This window comes from Streptomyces sp. NPDC005435 (genome assembly GCF_040703155.1).
Lineage (GTDB): Bacteria > Actinomycetota > Actinomycetes > Streptomycetales > Streptomycetaceae > Streptomyces.
Window position 1 is genome coordinate 197397 of the sequence record NZ_JBEXEQ010000002.1, and the last position, 15647, is coordinate 213043.

Genomic DNA, 15647 nt, shown 5'->3' on the forward strand with positions numbered 1-15647 from the left:
GTCAGGAGTCAAACGCAGGACAGTGGTGTCCATGAACGGAAACCAGATCGAAGGTCTCATCGGAATGGTCGCCACCCTCGGCATCCTGGTCCTCCTGGCCCTTCCCTCGGTGCTCGGCACGCTGCGCGACAGGCGCGTCGACCGGCAGATCGGGAAGGCCCAGGAGGACCGGGGACACCAGGAGGCGTCCGTGAGGGGTCAGGCTCAGAAGTCCTCGTCCAGGTCCACGGTGCCCTCCACCGCGACCTGGTACGCCGACGGGCGGCGCTCGAAGAAGTTCGTCAGCTCCTGAACACCCTGGAGCTCCATGAAGGAGAACGGGTTCTCCGAGCCGTACACCGGGGCGAAGCCCAGACGCGTGAGGCGCTGGTCGGCGACGCACTCCAGGTACTGCCGCATCGACTCGGTGTTCATGCCCGGCAGGCCCTCACCGCACAGGTCGCGGCCGAACTGCAGCTCGGCCGCGACGGCCTCGCGGATCATGTCCGTGACCTGCTGCTCCAGCTGGTCGTCGAACAGCTCCGGCTCCTCCTTGCGGACGGTGTCGACCACGTCGAAGGCGAAGGACATGTGCATCGTCTCGTCGCGGAACACCCAGTTGGTGCCGGTCGCGAGGCCGTGCAGCAGACCCCGGCTGCGGAACCAGTAGACGTACGCGAAGGCGCCGTAGAAGAACAGGCCCTCGATGCACGCCGCGAAGCAGATCAGGTTCAGCAGGAACTTGCGGCGGTCCGCCTTGGACTCCAGACGGTCCAGCTTGTCCACCGAGTCGATCCACTTGAAGCAGAACTCGGCCTTCTCGCGGATGGAGGGGATGTTCTCCACCGCCGCGAACGCGTCCGCGCGGTCCTGCGGGTCGGGCAGGTAGGTGTCGAGCAGCGTCAGATAGAACTGGACGTGCACGGCCTCCTCGAACAGCTGACGGCTCAGGTACAGCCGCGCCTCGGGGGAGTTGATGTGCTTGTACAGCGTCAGCACCAGGTTGTTCGCCACGATCGAGTCACCCGTGGCGAAGAACGCCACCAGGCGGCCGATCAGGTGCTGCTCCTCGGGGGAGAGCTTCGCCAGGTCGGCGACGTCCGAGTGGAGGTCGACCTCCTCGACGGTCCAGGTGTTCTTGATCGCGTCCCGGTAGCGCTCGTAGAAGTCCGGGTAGCGCATGGGGCGGAGAGTCAGCTCGAAGCCGGGGTCGAGCAGGTTCTTCGTTTCGTTGGACATTACTGGCAGGCCTCGCAGGACTCGGGGTTTTCCAGGGAGCAGGCGACGGCGTCGGGGTCGGCCGCCTGCTGGACGGGGATGGTCTTGGCCGGCTGCGCCTGGCCCTGGGCGGCACGGGCGATCCGGGTCGCCGGGCGCGAGCGCAGGTAGTACGTGGTCTTCAGACCCGACTTCCAGGCGTAGGAGTACATCGAGGAGAGCTTGCCGATGGTCGGCGTCTCCAGGAACAGGTTCAGCGACTGCGCCTGGTCCAGGAACGGGGTCCGCGCGGCGGCCATGTCGATCAGGCCGCGCTGCGGGATCTCCCACGCGGTGCGGTACAGCGCCCGCACGTCCTCGGGGATCCAGACGAAGTCCTGCACCGAGCCGTTGGCCTCGCGCAGCGCCTCACGGGTGCGGGCGTCCCACACGCCGAGGTCCTTCAGCTCCTGCACCAGGTAGGAGTTGACCTGGAGGAACTCGCCCGAGAGCGTCTCGCGCTTGAACAGGTTGGACACCTGCGGCTCGATGCACTCGTAGACGCCCGCGATGGAGGCGATGGTGGCGGTCGGGGCGATGGCCAGCAGCAGCGAGTTGCGCATGCCGGTGGCGGCGATCCGCTCCCGCAGGGCGGCCCAGCGCTCCGGCCAGGTCAGCTCGACGCCGTAGTGGTCGGGGTGCAGCACGCCCTGGGCGGTACGGGTCTGCTCCCAGGCCGGCAGCGGGCCGCTGCGCTCGGCCAGGTCGGCGGACGCCTCGTAGGCGGCCAGCATGATCCGCTCGGCGATCTTCGTGGAGAGCGCCTTCGCCTCGGGGGAGTCGAAGGGCACGCGCAGCTTGAAGAAGACGTCCTGGAGGCCCATCGCGCCGAGGCCCACCGGACGCCACTTGGCGTTGGAGCGGCCCGCCTGCTCGGTCGGGTAGAAGTTGATGTCCACGACCCGGTCGAGGAAGGTCACGGCCGTGCGGACGGTCTCGTCCAGGCGCGCCCAGTCGATGTCGCCGTCCACCACGAAGGCGCCCAGGTTCACCGAACCGAGGTTGCAGACCGCGGTCTCGCCGTCGTCGGTGACCTCCAGAATCTCCGTGCAGAGGTTGGAGGAGTGGACCACGTTGCCCGGCAGCGCCGTCTGGTTGGCGGTGCGGTTGGCGGCGTCCTTGAAGGTCATCCAGCCGTTGCCGGTCTGCGCGAGGGTGCGCATCATGCGGCCGTACAGCTCACGGGCCGGCATGGTCTTCTTCGCCAGACCCGACGCCTCGGCCTTGCGGTAGGCGGCGTCGAACTCCTCGCCCCACAGGTCGACCAGCTCGGGCACGTCCGCCGGGGAGAACAGCGACCACTGCTCGTCGGCGTTGACCCGGCGCATGAACTCGTCCGGGATCCAGTGCGCGAGGTTCAGGTTGTGCGTACGGCGCGCGTCCTCACCGGTGTTGTCGCGCAGCTCCAGGAACTCCTCGATGTCGGAGTGCCAGGTCTCCAGGTACACCGCGGCCGCGCCCTTGCGCCGCCCGCCCTGGTTCACCGCGGCCACCGAGGCGTCCAGCGTCTTCAGGAACGGCACGATGCCGTTGGAGTGCCCGTTGGTGCCCCGGATCAGCGAACCCCGGCTGCGGATGCGGGAGTAGGACAGACCGATGCCGCCGGCGTGCTTGGAGAGGCGGGCCACCTGGTGGTAGCGGTCGTAGATGGAGTCCAGCTCGTCCAGCGGGGAGTCCAGCAGGTAGCAGGACGACATCTGGGGGTGCCGGGTACCGGAGTTGAACAGCGTGGGGGAGGACGGCAGGTAGTCCAGGCGGCTCATCAGGCCGTAGAGCGCGGCCACTTCATCCACGGCGGGGGCGCTGTCGTTCTCCGCCAGACCGCTGGCCACGCGCAGCATGAAGTGCTGCGGGGTCTCGATCACCTTGCGGGTGATGGGGTGGCGCAGCAGGTAGCGGCTGTGCAGGGTGCGCAGGCCGAAGTAGCCGAAGCGGTCGTCGGCGCCGGTGTCGATCAGCGCGTCGAGACGGGCGGCGTGCAGCGCGACGAAGTCGGCCGTACGGTCGGCGACCAGGCCCTCGCGGTGGCCCACGGTCACCGACTCGGTGAAGCAGGTCACGCCCTGCGAGGCGGCCTCGGCGCGGATGGAGAGCGTGAGCAGCCGGGCGGCCAGCCGCGAGTAGGCGGGGTCCTCGGAGATCAGACCGGCGGCGGCCTCGGTCGCCAGCTCGCGCAGCTCGGCCTCGTCGGCCTTCGCCGAGCGGCCGCGCAGCGCGGCGGCGGCGACCCGTCCGGGGTCGGCGTCGGGAAGGTCCGCGGTCAGCTCGGTCAGGGTCCGCAGCAGCACTGCTCCGGGACCGTCGTTCTCCACCCGGTTCACCGGGGTGGCTGAAGCCGGGTCGGACGGCGCGATGGTCACGTGGGGCTCTCCCTCGCTGGGCACGGGGGCCGGGCGGAGGGCAGGGGAGGGCACGAGCGCGCACGCGTCGCGTCCACCAGCCCACTCCGCGAGGCCCGGACGTCTTCGGGGCACCCGGACCGGACGGCCGGGCGCGCTGTCGGCAGGTCCTCGGACTGAAGCGGGCGTGCACAAAGCACGCGAGTACACCGTTGCGGGACAGTTCCGGATTCGCACCGGATTCCCCTGCGACGACAGCGAGGATGAGCATACATCTAGTGCCGTGCTGTCGCGTCACCCCCAGATGTTGTGTCTGTCGTGTGTCGCGGTGATCTCAGAGCGTGAACTCGTAGGTAAGCAGGGCGATCTCCGGCAGGCCGGGCAGGGGGTTCCAGTCCCGCTCGGGTGTGCGAACAAAACCGAGGCGCGCGTAGATCCGATGGGCGGTGCGCATCGTCGGCTGGGTCGACAGCACGACCCGTACACACCCCTCCACGGCCCGCGCGCGCTCCACACAGGCCCGTACGAGCGCTTCCCCGGCTCCCTGCCCCCGGCCCGCGTGCCCGACCGCCAGCATCCGGATCTCCGCCTCGCCCTCACCGGCGATGTCGGCCATCGGACCGCCGGACGGGACGAACGTCACACCGCCCAGCAGCACCCCGTCCCGCACCGCCACCAGCACCTCGGCGGCGCCCGCCCGTTTCGCCACGTCCCGCAGCTCCGCCAGATACGCGTCGCCCTCCCCGAAGTCGAGGAGCCCGTCCTGGAGGTATGCCCGTGCGGTGATCTCGCCCAGCTCCGTGTACTCGTCGGGGCGGGCCGGCCGGATGAGGAAGTCCATACCGGGAGTGTGGACGACAGCGGGCCGCCGGCGCTCTCGCATTACCGGCGGCCCGCAAGGGAGTCGAGCGATTCTGGGACTAGTGCGCGCTTCCTGCCGTGGCGGGCGGCAGCTCGACCTCGACGCCCGCGTCGCCCGCGTCCGCCGTGTAGTCCCCGGGCCGGGTCTCGTCCACGCCCTCGGGGGCCTTCAGAGCCTTCAGGACGAAGGTTCCGACCACGGTGACCACGACGTTCAGCACGAAGGCCGTCAGGCCGATGTAGCCGATCTCACCGATGCCCGGGATCTCCTTGGCCGAGCCGCCGAAGTGCGCCTGCGTCGGCGAGGCGACCCCGTACGCGGCGAGCGTGCCGTAGACCATGCCGACCGCCCAGCCGGCGAGCAGCGCCCAGCGGTGGAACCAGCGGGTGAACAGACCGCCGACCAGCGCCGGGAAGGTCTGGAGGATCCAGATGCCGCCCAGGAGCTGGAAGTTGATCGCCACCGTCTTGTCCATGGTGAGGACGAACGCCAGCGCACCCACCTTCACCAGCAGCGACACCAGCTTGGAGACCTGCGCCTCCTGCTTGGGGGTCGCGTCCGGTTTGATGAAGTCCTTGTAGATGTTCCGGGTGAACAGATTCGCGGCCGCGATCGACATGATGGCCGCCGGGACCAGCGCGCCGATGCCGATCGCCGCGAAGGCCACGCCCGCGAACCAGCTCGGGAACATGTCCTCGAACAGCTGCGGGATCGCCAGCTGCCCGTTGGCCACCTTCACCCCGGCCGCGATCGCCATGAAGCCGAGCAGCGCGAGCAGGCCCAGCATCAGGGAGTACAGCGGCAGGATCGTGGTGTTGCGGCGGATCACGTCACGGCTCTTGGACGACAGGGTCGCCGTGATCGAGTGCGGGTACATGAACAGCGCGAGCGCCGAGCCGAGTGCCAGCGTGGCGTACGTCCACTGGCCCGCCGGGGCCGGGACCAGGCCGCCCGCGCCCGCCGTCGTGAACTTCTTGTCGGCGGCCGCGAAGATGTGGTCGAAGCCGCCCAGCTTGATCGGGATGTAGATGATCGCCACCGCGATGACGAGGTAGATCAGCCCGTCCTTCACGAACGCGATCAGCGCCGGGGCGCGCAGGCCCGAGGAGTAGGTGTAGGCCGCGAGCACACCGAAGGCGATCAGCAGCGGCAGGTCCTTCACGAACCAGTTGGTGTTCTCGCCGCCGCCCACGCCCATCACGTCCAGGACGGCCTGGATGCCGACCAGCTGGAGCGCGATGTACGGCATGGTCGCCAGGATGCCGGTGACGGCCACCGCGAGCGAAAGACCCTTCGAGCCGAACCGCCCGCGCACGAAGTCCGAGGTGGTGACGTACCCGTGGCGGTGCGAGACCGACCACAGGCGGGGCAGGAAGGTGAAGATCAGCGGGTACACCAGGATCGTGTACGGCACCGCGAAGAACCCGGCGGCACCGGCCGCGTAGATCGCCGCGGGCACGGCGACGAAGGTGTACGCCGTGTAGAGGTCGCCGCCCAGCAGGAACCAGGTGACCCAGGTGCCGAACGAGCGGCCGCCCAGGCCCCATTCGTCCAGCGAGTGCTCGTTCTCGGCCTTGCGCCAGCGCGCGGCCAGGAAGCCCATGACCGTGACGGCCAGGAAGAAGAAGACGAAGACGCCGAGCGCCACGCCGTTGACGCCGTCCTTCACTTGGACGCACCCCCGCTCTGAGCCGCGGCCTTGCGGGCGCGCTGGTCACGCTGCCACAGCTGGTACGCCAGCACGGTGAGCGAGGTCGAGACCAGCACCCACAGCATCTGGTACCAGTAGAAGAACGGGATGCCGATGAACGCCGGGTCCGTCTTCGCGAACGAGCCGACCCACAGCATCGCGACGAACGGCGCGAGAAGACACAGGCCGATGACGACGCGCACCGGTGTCACCACCGGAGGCCTCACTTCGGGTGATTCGGACATGCCACCGCTCCGTCCCCTCGTTGATCAGCGTTGATCACTGCGTAATGCGCTGGCAATTTAGGTGACGGCAGGCGGGAGCGGAACCCCTCGTCCGTGTATTGATATGCCGCTGTGAGGTGCGGGGATCGGTGGGAGCGCCGCAGGTCAGTCCCGGGACGGCGGAATTCTCAGTCCATCGGCCGCTTGAGCCGGGCCACGAACTTGTAGCGGTCGCCCCGGTAGACCGAGCGCACCCACTCCACCGGGTTGCCCTCGCGGTCCAGGGAGTGGCGGGACAGCATCAGCATGGGCAGGCCCACGTCGGTGCCGAGCAGGCCGGCCTCGCGCGGGGTGGCCAGCGAGGTCTCGATGGTCTCCTCGGCCTCGGCGAGATGGACGTCGTAGACCTCGGCGAGCGCGGTGTAGAGCGAGGTGTACTTCACCAGCGAACGGCGCAGCGCGGGAAAGCGCTTGGCGGAGAGATGGGTGGTCTCTATGGCCATCGGCTCGGCGTTGGCCATGCGCAGCCGCTCGATGCGCAGCACACGCCCGCCCGCGGCGATGTCCAGCAGCCCGGCGAGCCGGTCGTCGGCCGTGACGTACCCGATGTCGAGGAGCTGCGAGGTCGGCTCCAGGCCCTGGGCGCGCATGTCCTCGGTGTACGAGGTCAGTTGGAGCGCCTGGGAGACCTTGGGCTTGGCGACGAAGGTGCCCTTGCCCTGGATGCGCTCCAGGCGTCCCTCGACGACCAGTTCCTGGAGGGCCTGGCGGACGGTGGTGCGGGAGGTGTCGAACTCGGCGGCGAGCGTGCGCTCGGGCGGGACCGGGGTGCCGGGGGGAAGCGTCTCCGTCATGTCCAGCAGATGCTTCTTCAGGCGGTAGTACTTGGGCACGCGCGCGGTACGGACGGTCGCGCCGGCCTCGTTCTCCGCCCTGCTGACATCGGTGCTCATGCTCTGCCTTCCCGGCTCCGGACGCCGAAAGCGACCGACGTCCATCGGCCACGGCCCACATCGTGGCACGGCTGCGCGCGACCGGTACCGGCCCGCACGCTCCGTGACCTCCCTGTATACCGCCGCTACTTCTGCTGGTCTAGTCCACACCGCGTTTCACGCCAGTGGTCCACCGGAACTGGTCCGTCCGATCTGTCGCTTGAGCAATGAAAGGTCCCTGCATATCTCGGTCGCATCACGGACGCCCGTGGCCCGCAGGAACACCCTTGACATGCTCATTGGCGTGGGTCAGGCTCCCGGTGCTGGTCTACACCATTGGTCCAGTTCCCGGTCCCACGGATGGTTCGGCGCGCAGCCGTGCATCGAGGGGGTGGCAGGGGGGTGGGTGGCGTCCCTTGAGGAGGGTGGCGTGAAGCGCAGACTGACAGCCGCGATCGGCATCGCGGGCATGATCGTCTCTGTCGCGGCGTGCGGGAGCGGGAGCGACGGCAAGGGCAAGGGGGCGGCGGACGCCAAGGAGCTGACCGTCTGGCTCACCGTCGACGCGCAGAACAACTGGCCCGAGCTGGTGAAGGCCGCCGACGCGGCCGTCGTCAAGAAGCACCCCGGCCTGAAGATCAAGCACGAGTACTACGGCTGGCCGGACAAGAACACCAAGCTCGACGCCGTCCTCGCCACCGACAAGGCCCCCGACGTGGTCGAGATGGGCAACACCGAGATGCTCGGCTACACGGTCAAGGGCGCCTTCGCCCCCCTCGACCCGGCCAAGTTCACCAACTCCGGCGCGTGGCTCGACGGCCTGAAGTCCTCGGTCACCTACGACGGCAAGACCTACGGCGTGCCGTACTACGCGGGCGGCCGGGTGGCCAACTGGCGCAAGGACGTGGCCGCTTCCGTCGGCGTCAAGACGCCCCCGAAGACGTACAGCGAGCTCACCGCCGACCTGGACAAGATCCAGAAGAAGAAGGGCGCCACGTTCAACGCCTGGTACCAGCCCACCCGTGACTGGTACGCCGCCATGTCCTTCGTCTACGACGCGGGCGGCGCCATCGCCAAGGAGAGCGGCGGCCAGTGGAAGGCGAGCCTGTCCTCGCCGGAGTCGGTCAAGGGCCTGACCGAGTTCAAGAAGGTCGTCGACAAGTACATGCACGGCGACAAGACCAAGGACGAGTCCGACCGCTACATCGTCTACGGCCAGGGCAAGTCGGCCATGATCTTCGGTGCCGCCTGGGAGGGCGCGACCGCCGCCGACCCGAAGAACGACAAGACCGGCAAGCTCAAGGACAACCTCGAGAACTTCGTGATGCCCGGTCCGTCCGGCAAGAACATGCCGGTCTTCCTCGGCGGCTCCGACCTCGCCGTCCCGGTCAAGTCCAAGGCCCAGGCGCTGGCCGCCGAGTGGATCAACGCGTTCACCGGACCCGCGGGCCAGAAGGGCCTGATGGCCAAGGGCAACCTGCCCAACAACAAGACCGACCTCGCCACCCTGAAGGACGACCCGGCGACCGCCGTGCCGGCCACCGCGGCCGAGTCCAGCTGGTTCGTGCCGATGGCGCCCGGCTGGGGCCAGGTCGAGAAGGCGCAGATCCTGCCGACCCTGCTGCAGAACATCGGCACCGGCAAGCAGACGCCGCAGGCCGCCGCGAAGCAGGCCGACGCCGCCATCGACAAGGTCATCAACACCAAGTAGCCCGAGCGCGGAGCACACCGGCCCCGGACGCGACCGGGGCCGGTGCCCGCGTACTTCCCGCCCGGGGACCGGCGGCCGGCCGCGCGGGCCGCCGCGTGGCCGTCCGCGCAGGACCGGGAGCCACACGGCGCGGCCCGCGCAGGACCGGAGCCACACCGCGTGGTCGCCCACGCATCACCCAAGATCCACGGCGTGGCCGTCCACGCAGAACCCGAGACCCACGGCGCGGCCGTCCACGCAGAACCCGAGACCCACGGCGTGGCCGTCCACGTAAAGCCCGAGACCCACCGCGCGGCCGCCGCCCGCGTACGACCACAGGGACCGCTGAGGAGCGCGCGATGAGTGCCGCAGACACGACCACCCCGGCCAAGGTGCCGCCACCGCGCCGGGAACCGCCACCGGCCGCGTCGGACGGAACACGCCGGCCCGGCGCGAAGGGCGGCGCGGCCACGCCCTGGCTGCTGCTCGCGCCCTGTCTGCTGATCCTCGCCCTCGTCATGGGCTACCCGCTCGCCCGCCTGGTCACCCTGTCCTTCCAGAAGTTCGGGCAGTCCCAGCTCTGGGGCTTCCAGCCGCCGGAGCCGGCGGGCCTGGCCAACTTCTCGGCGGTGCTCGGGGACGGCGAGTTCTGGCAGGTCGTCCTGCGCACCCTGATCTTCGCGGCCGGCTCGGTGATCGTCACCATGGTGCTCGGCATGCTGATCGCCCTGCTGCTCCAGCGCGTCTCCGGCTGGGTCCGCACCCTGGTCAACATCGCCCTGGTGGCGAGCTGGGGCATGCCCGTCATCGTCGCCACCACCGTCTTCAAGTGGCTCTTCGACTCCGACTACGGCATCCTCAACGCCCTGTTCAGCCGGCTGCCCGGGGTCGATCTCGTCGGCCACAACTGGTTCGCGAGCGGCCCCGAGGGGCTCGCGGTCATCATGCTCCTGGTGGTCTGGGGCGCGGTGCCCTTCGTGACCATCACGCTCAGCGCCGGACTCACCCAGGTCCCCGAGGAGCTGGAGGAGGCGGCCCGGCTCGACGGCGCGGGTGCCTGGGGCGTCTTCCGCCATGTCACCGTGCCGATCCTCAAGCCGGTCGTCGTCATGCTCACCACCCTGTCGGTCATCTGGGACATGGGCGTCTTCCCGCAGGTCTTCGTGATGCGCGGCGGCCACCCCGAGCCCGAGTTCCAGCTGCTGACCACCTACTCCTTCGACCGCGCCTTCGTGGTCAACGACTACGCGCAGGGCTCGGCCATCGCCGTCGTCACCATCCTGCTGATGCTCGCCGTGGTCGCCGTCTACATGCGCCAGATGCTGAAGATAGGAGAGGTCGAATGAGCGCGGCTTCCCACGCCCCCCGCCGCCGCACGGCCCGGTTCGGCTGGAACGTCCTCGGCCTCCTCGTCTTCGCGACCGCCGGCTTCCCCGTCTACTGGATGCTCGACACGGCCATCAAGCCGGCCAAGGACGCCATCGACCCCGACCCCAGCCTGCTGCCCACGGGGTTCACCCTGGACAACTTCCGCCGCGCGCTGGACATCGCGGACTTCTGGGGCCCGGTCGGCCGCAGCCTCCTGGTGTCCCTGTCCGTCGTCCTGATCGGCCTCGTCGTCGGGACCCTCGCCGCGCTCGCCATCTCCCGGTTCGCCTTCCGTGGCCGCAAGGTCGTCATCGTCGGCATCCTCGCGGTGCAGATGGTCCCGCTCGTCGCGATGATCATCCCGGTGTTCCTGCTGCTCAACGACCTGGGCCAGTACGACAAGCTGCCCGGCCTGGTCATCACGTACCTGACCTTCATCCTGCCGTTCACGGTGTGGACCCTGCGCGGCTTCATCGTCAACATCCCGCGCGAGCTGGAGGAGGCCGCCATGGTGGACGGCTGCTCGCGCACCGGCGCCTTCCTGCGCGTCGTCTTCCCGCTGCTGGCCCCCGGCATGGTCGCCACCTCGGTCTACGGCTTCATCCAGGCCTGGAACGAGTACCTCTACGCCCTGATGCTGCTCAGCCAGGAGCACCAGACGGCCACCGTGTGGCTCGGCAACTTCACCACCAAGCACGGCACCGAATACGCCCCGATGATGGCCGGCGCCACCATGATGGCCGTGCCGATCGTCGTCCTGTTCCTGTTGGTCCAGCGCAAGATGGCCGCGGGTCTGACCGCGGGCGCCGTGAAGGGATAACGCCACCGATGACGACACTCGCCCGCGGCAGCGACACCCTCACCCGGGACGCGCTGACCGTCCTCCAGCCCGGCTTCACCGGCACCACCGCCCCCGACTGGCTGCTGCGCCGCCTCGGTGAAGGCCTCGCCTCGGTCGGCCTGTTCGGCCGCAACATCACCTCGCCCGAGCAACTCGCCGCGCTCACCGCGCAGTTGCGTACCGAACGGCCCGACGTCCTGGTCGCCATCGACGAGGAGGGCGGTGACGTCACCCGCCTGGAGGCCCGCAGCGGCTCCTCCTTCCCCGGCAACCACGCCCTCGGCGCGGTGGACGACACGGAGCTGACCCGCGCGGTTGCCCGGGAGCTGGGCCGCCGCCTGGCCGACTGCGGGGTCCACCTCAACTGGGCGCCCTCCGCCGACGTCAACTCCAACCCCGCCAACCCGGTCATCGGCGTCCGCTCCTTCGGCGCCGGCACCGAACTGGTCGCCCGGCACACCGCCGCGTACGTGGAGGGCCTCCAGTCCGCCGGGGTCGCCGCCTGCACCAAGCACTTCCCCGGGCACGGCGACACCGCCGTGGACTCCCACCACGCGCTGCCCCGCATCGACGTGGACGCGGACACCCTGGACCACCGCGACCTCGCCCCCTTCCGGGCGGCGATCGAGGCGGGCACGCGCGCGGTGATGAGCGCCCACATCCTCGTCCCGGCGCTGGACCCGGACCGCCCGGCGACCCTCTCCCGGGCGATCCTCACGGACCTGCTGCGCGGCACGCTCGGCTACGAGGGGCTGATCGTCACCGACGGCATGGAGATGCGCGCCATCTCCGCCGGCTACGGCATCGAGCGCGGCAGCGTCCTCGCCGTCGCGGCCGGCGCCGACGCGATCTGCGTGGGCGGCGGACTCGCGGACGACGAGACGGTACGACGGCTGCGGGACGCCCTGGTGACGGCGGTGCGCTCCGGTGACCTCCCCGAGGAGCGGCTCGCGGACGCCGCCCGCCGGGTGCGCGAACTGGCCGCCTGGGCCACCGCCGCGGCCGGCACCGCCACCGCGCCCGACCCCGAGGTGGGGCTGCGCGCGGCCCGCCGGGCCCTGCGGGTGACCGGCGGCGCGGACTTCACCCCGCTCACCGAGGCGCCGTACGTCGCCGCGTTCACGCCCGTCGCCAACATCGCGGTCGGCGCCGAGACCCCCTGGGGCGTCGGCGCCGAACTGGCCCGCCTGCTGCCGGGCACCCGCACCGGCGGCTTCTCCGGCGAGAAGGCGGGCGAGGAGGCGCTCGCGGCGGCGGGGCAGCGCCGGATCGTCGCCGTGGTCCGCGACGAACACCGTCACCCCTGGATGCCCGCCGCCCTCGACACCCTCCTCACCGCCCGCCCCGACACGATCGTGGTGGAAATGGGCGTCCCCCAGGCCCCCGCCCGCGGCGCTTTGCACATCGCGACCCACGGCGCGGCCCGGGTGTGCGGGCAGGCGGCGGCGGAGGTGATCACGGGGGCGGTCTGAGCCGGAGCCTCTGCCCGGGGCCGAGAGGCCCCGTGGGTCAGATGCCCTGCCAGGCCGGTTTGTGGGCGTAGGTGTGGCGGAAGTAGTCGGCCAGCTTCAGCTTGGACGCGGCCGCCTCGTCGGCGACCACCGTGGCGTGCGGGTGCAGCTGGAGCGCGGAGGCCGGGCACACGGCCGCGACCGGGCCCTCGACGGTCGCGGCCACCGCGTCCGCCTTGCCCTCGCCGGTCGCGAGCAGCACCAGGTGCCGGGCCTCCAGGATGGTGCCGATGCCCTGGGTGATGACGTGGTGCGGGACCTGCTCGATGTCGCCGTCGAAGAAGCGCGCGTTGTCGACGCGGGTCTGCTCGGTCAGCGTCTTGATCCGGGTGCGCGAGGCGAGCGAGGAGCACGGCTCGTTGAACCCGATGTGCCCGTCCGTGCCGATCCCGAGCAGCTGGAGGTCCACCCCGCCGGCCTCGGCGAGCGAGCGGTCGTACGCCTCGCACGCCGCCCGGAGGTCCTCGGCCGTGCCGTCGGGGCCCAGGAAGGCGTCCATTGGGATGCCGAGCGGTTCGAGGACCTCGCGGCGCAGCACCGAGCGGTAGGACTCGGGATGGTCGGCGGGCAGCCCCACGTACTCGTCGAGCTGGGCGATCCGGGCGCGCGAGGTGTCCGCGGCACCGGAGCGCACCTTGGCGGTCAGCGCCTGGTAGACGGGCAGCGGGGTGGAGCCGGTGGCCACGCCGAGCAGGGCGTCGGGCTTGCGCCGCAGCAGCTGGGCCATGGCCTCGGCTATCAGCTCGCCGCCCGCCGCGGCGTCCGGAACGATGACAACTTCCACGCTGGGCCTGCCGTTCTGAAGAGGGCTGGGGATGGGGGAGCGCGCGCCGCGCGTCGCCATGTGGTTTAGACCAATCTAGCAGAGGGGCCCTTTCCCGGACCGGCTCCACGAGGAGGACCGCGCGGCGGCACTGGGTGCCCCTCCCGCGCCCCCCTGTGCACCCGCGTGGCGTAAATCGCCCCCGCCGACCGCTCCCCTGAGGGGCGCCCCCGGGCTAGGCTGCGTGGCATCGGGTGCCACCTGGCCCCGCCGTCCGTCGTTCATGCCCTCGTCCCCGTTACGCGGCGCAATCCGCGCTGCTCCATGCATGGACATGCCAGCGTGGTCTAGTCCACAATGCAGGCAACGAACACCGCAGGGCGAACAGCTGAAAAAGCCTCCGTCCTCCCCGCACAGGAGGACGGATCGAGGAACCGGTGCTCTCTGCCCTGACTGCCCCGGCTCCTCGGCCTTCGGCCGACCGGGACCGCACACCCCACGGCCGATGATGCTCCGGGCTGCGGTGCCGGGAGGGTTGAGGGTCCCTCTCAGGCGCCGCGGCCCGCGGGTGTTTTCCGGCCGGTCCGAGTGCCCCGGTACGCTCGCACTCGTGCCCTCCATGAACGAACTGGTCCGCCAGCACACCGCCCTCGGCGACTCCGACCTCGAGTGGCTTCACCTGCTGGTATCGGAGTGGCAGCTGCTCTCCGACCTCTCCTTCGCCGACCTGGTCCTGTGGGTGCCCACCGAGGACGGCACCCGGTACGTCTCGGTGGCGCAAATGCGCCCCAACACCGGCCCGACCTCCTACCAGGACGACATGGTCGGCCACCTCGTGCCGCGCGGCCGGCGCCCCCTGCTGGACGCGGCGCTGGACGAGGGCCGCATCGTGCGCGAGGGCGACCCCGAGTGGCGCGAGGAGGTCCCCGTACGGGTCGAGTCCATCCCCGTGCGCCGCAACGGCCGCGTCCTCGGGGTGATCGCCCGCAACACCAACCTGCTCACCGTGCGCACCCCGAGCCGTCTGGAGCTGACCTACCTCCAGAGCGCCTCCGACCTCGCGCAGATGATCGCGGCCGGCACCTTCCCCTTCCCCGACCAGCACGTGGACATGGACGCGTCCCCCCGCGCGGGCGACGGCCTGATCCGGGTGGACGCGGACGGCATCGTCCAGTACGCCTCCCCGAACGCGCTCTCCGCGTACCACCGCCTCGGCCTCGCCGCCGACCTCGTCGGCCACCACCTCGGCACCACCACCGCCGAACTCGCCCCCACCCGGGGCCCGGTGGACGAGGCGCTGGCCAAGGTGGCCAGCGGCTGGGCGCCCCGCGAGTTCGAGATCGAGGCCCACGACGGGGTCATCCAGTTCCGGACGATCCCGCTCAAGCCCAAGGGCACCCGCATCGGTTCCCTGGTGCTCTGCCGCGACGTGACCGAACTGCGGCGCCGCGAACGGGAATTGATCACCAAGGACGCGACCATCCGGGAGATCCACCACCGGGTGAAGAACAACCTCCAGACCGTGGCCGCCCTGTTGCGGCTCCAGGCCCGGCGCATCGACTCCGAGCGCGGCCGGGAAGCCCTGGAGGAGGCGGTACGCCGGGTCGGCTCGATCGCCATCGTGCACGAGACGCTCTCCCAGAACCTGGACGAGCGCGTGGAGTTCGACGAGATCGCCGACCGCGTGCTCGCCATGGTCGCCGAGATCTCGCCCGGCCGCGTCACGGGCCGGCGCAGCGGACGCTTCGGCGTGCTCGACGCCGAGGTGGCCACCCCGCTGTCGATGGTCCTCACCGAGATCCTGCAGAACGCCCTGGAGCACGGCTTCCGCGAGGGCGACACCGGAACCGTCGAGGTCTCCGCGGTCCGCGGCGGCACCACCAAGGAGGGCCGCCTCCTCGTCACCGTCCAGGACGACGGCGTGGGCCTCCCCGAGGGCTTCGACCCGCGCACCGCGGGCAACCTCGGCCTCCAGATCGTACGGACGCTGGTGGAGGGCGAGTTGTGCGGCACCTTCGACATGGTGCCGGGCCCTGAGCGCGGGACGCGGGTGATCCTGGACATCCCGGTGCGGCCGCAGCGGTAGGGGAGCACGGGCCGGGGTTCTCCGGCCCGTTCGTCCGGCCCGTCCATCTCCGCCCGGCGCGGCCCGACTTGGCGCGGGACAGCGAAAAGCCCCGGACCACTGGGT

Annotated in this window: 13 protein-coding genes and 1 riboswitch; of the genes, 6 read left to right on the plus strand and 7 right to left on the minus strand. The window is 70.5% G+C overall.

What is annotated here, in order from left to right; all coding sequences use genetic code 11:
• Positions 1–31: 31 nt before the first annotated feature.
• Complete coding sequence (locus AB0898_RS03935) at positions 32–292, plus strand: hypothetical protein (protein WP_366801210.1); 261 nt, start codon at positions 32–34, stop codon at positions 290–292.
• On the opposite strand, the gene AB0898_RS03940 is transcribed toward AB0898_RS03935, so the two are convergent.
• From AB0898_RS03940 to AB0898_RS03965, 6 genes are all read right to left on the minus strand, one after another.
• Positions 205–1218 carry a ribonucleotide-diphosphate reductase subunit beta gene (locus AB0898_RS03940; RefSeq protein WP_366801211.1) on the minus strand — a complete coding sequence of 338 codons (1014 nt, stop codon included), beginning with the start codon at positions 1216–1218 and terminating at the stop codon, positions 205–207. The two genes, AB0898_RS03935 and AB0898_RS03940, sit on opposite strands and share 88 nt — an antisense overlap.
• Complete coding sequence (locus tag AB0898_RS03945; protein WP_366801212.1) at positions 1218–3596, minus strand: ribonucleoside-diphosphate reductase subunit alpha; 2379 nt, start codon at positions 3594–3596, stop codon at positions 1218–1220. Before AB0898_RS03945 ends, AB0898_RS03940 begins: the two co-directional genes overlap by 1 nt.
• Before the next feature lie 145 nt (positions 3597–3741).
• Positions 3742–3821, minus strand: a riboswitch (cobalamin riboswitch).
• 88 nt (positions 3822–3909) lie between these two features.
• Complete coding sequence (locus AB0898_RS03950; protein ID WP_366801213.1) at positions 3910–4416, minus strand: GNAT family N-acetyltransferase; 507 nt, start codon at positions 4414–4416, stop codon at positions 3910–3912.
• Between the two features lie 79 nt (positions 4417–4495).
• Positions 4496–6106 carry a monocarboxylate uptake permease MctP gene (gene mctP / locus AB0898_RS03955; RefSeq protein ID WP_366801214.1) on the minus strand — a complete coding sequence of 537 codons (1611 nt, stop codon included), beginning with the start codon at positions 6104–6106 and terminating at the stop codon, positions 4496–4498.
• The gene (locus AB0898_RS03960; RefSeq protein ID WP_366801215.1) at positions 6103–6372 is read right to left on the minus strand and encodes a DUF3311 domain-containing protein; all 270 of its coding nucleotides are present in this window, start codon (positions 6370–6372) and stop codon (positions 6103–6105) included. Before AB0898_RS03960 ends, mctP begins: the two co-directional genes overlap by 4 nt.
• Before the next feature lie 167 nt (positions 6373–6539).
• On the minus strand, positions 6540–7304 hold the full coding sequence (locus AB0898_RS03965; RefSeq protein ID WP_366801216.1) for a GntR family transcriptional regulator: 765 nt from the start codon (positions 7302–7304) through the stop codon (positions 6540–6542).
• A gap of 409 nt (positions 7305–7713) precedes the next feature.
• Between AB0898_RS03965 and AB0898_RS03970 the strand changes: the two genes are divergently transcribed.
• From AB0898_RS03970 to AB0898_RS03985, 4 genes are all read left to right on the plus strand, one after another.
• Positions 7714–8994 carry an extracellular solute-binding protein gene (locus AB0898_RS03970; protein ID WP_366801217.1) on the plus strand — a complete coding sequence of 427 codons (1281 nt, stop codon included), beginning with the start codon at positions 7714–7716 and terminating at the stop codon, positions 8992–8994.
• A gap of 338 nt (positions 8995–9332) precedes the next feature.
• Positions 9333–10319 carry a sugar ABC transporter permease gene (locus AB0898_RS03975; protein ID WP_366801218.1) on the plus strand — a complete coding sequence of 329 codons (987 nt, stop codon included), beginning with the start codon at positions 9333–9335 and terminating at the stop codon, positions 10317–10319.
• Positions 10316–11161, plus strand: a complete 846-nt coding sequence (locus AB0898_RS03980) for a carbohydrate ABC transporter permease (RefSeq protein WP_366801219.1) — start codon at positions 10316–10318, stop codon at positions 11159–11161. The genes AB0898_RS03975 and AB0898_RS03980 overlap by 4 nt, the downstream gene beginning before the upstream one ends.
• 8 nt (positions 11162–11169) lie before the next feature.
• Entirely contained in the window at positions 11170–12654 is a 1485-nt protein-coding gene (locus AB0898_RS03985; RefSeq protein ID WP_366801220.1) for a glycoside hydrolase family 3 protein, read from the plus strand.
• Between the two features lie 37 nt (positions 12655–12691).
• Here AB0898_RS03985 and nagB read toward each other — a convergent pair whose 3' ends face one another.
• Positions 12692–13477: a glucosamine-6-phosphate deaminase gene (nagB, locus tag AB0898_RS03990; protein ID WP_366801221.1), complete on the minus strand. Its 786-nt coding sequence runs from the start codon at positions 13475–13477 to the stop codon at positions 12692–12694.
• Between the two features lie 598 nt (positions 13478–14075).
• Here nagB and AB0898_RS03995 point away from each other — a divergent pair.
• Entirely contained in the window at positions 14076–15542 is a 1467-nt protein-coding gene (locus AB0898_RS03995) for a PAS domain-containing sensor histidine kinase (RefSeq protein ID WP_366801372.1), read from the plus strand.
• Positions 15543–15647: the final 105 nt, after the last annotated feature.

What these genes read in the sequence shown, in the direction of transcription:
- AB0898_RS03995 (WP_366801372.1), top strand. Translation starts at nt 14,076, where the DNA reads ATGAACGAACTGGTCCGCCAGCACACCGCCCTCGGCGACTCCGACCTC.
- AB0898_RS03960 (WP_366801215.1), bottom strand. Translation starts at nt 6,372, where the DNA reads ATGTCCGAATCACCCGAAGTGAGGCCTCCGGTGGTGACACCGGTGCGC.
- AB0898_RS03975 (WP_366801218.1), top strand. Translation starts at nt 9,333, where the DNA reads ATGAGTGCCGCAGACACGACCACCCCGGCCAAGGTGCCGCCACCGCGC.
- AB0898_RS03935 (WP_366801210.1), top strand. Translation starts at nt 32, where the DNA reads ATGAACGGAAACCAGATCGAAGGTCTCATCGGAATGGTCGCCACCCTC.
- AB0898_RS03940 (WP_366801211.1), bottom strand. Translation starts at nt 1,218, where the DNA reads ATGTCCAACGAAACGAAGAACCTGCTCGACCCCGGCTTCGAGCTGACT.
- AB0898_RS03950 (WP_366801213.1), bottom strand. Translation starts at nt 4,416, where the DNA reads ATGGACTTCCTCATCCGGCCGGCCCGCCCCGACGAGTACACGGAGCTG.
- AB0898_RS03980 (WP_366801219.1), top strand. Translation starts at nt 10,316, where the DNA reads ATGAGCGCGGCTTCCCACGCCCCCCGCCGCCGCACGGCCCGGTTCGGC.
- AB0898_RS03965 (WP_366801216.1), bottom strand. Translation starts at nt 7,304, where the DNA reads ATGAGCACCGATGTCAGCAGGGCGGAGAACGAGGCCGGCGCGACCGTC.
- AB0898_RS03985 (WP_366801220.1), top strand. Translation starts at nt 11,170, where the DNA reads ATGACGACACTCGCCCGCGGCAGCGACACCCTCACCCGGGACGCGCTG.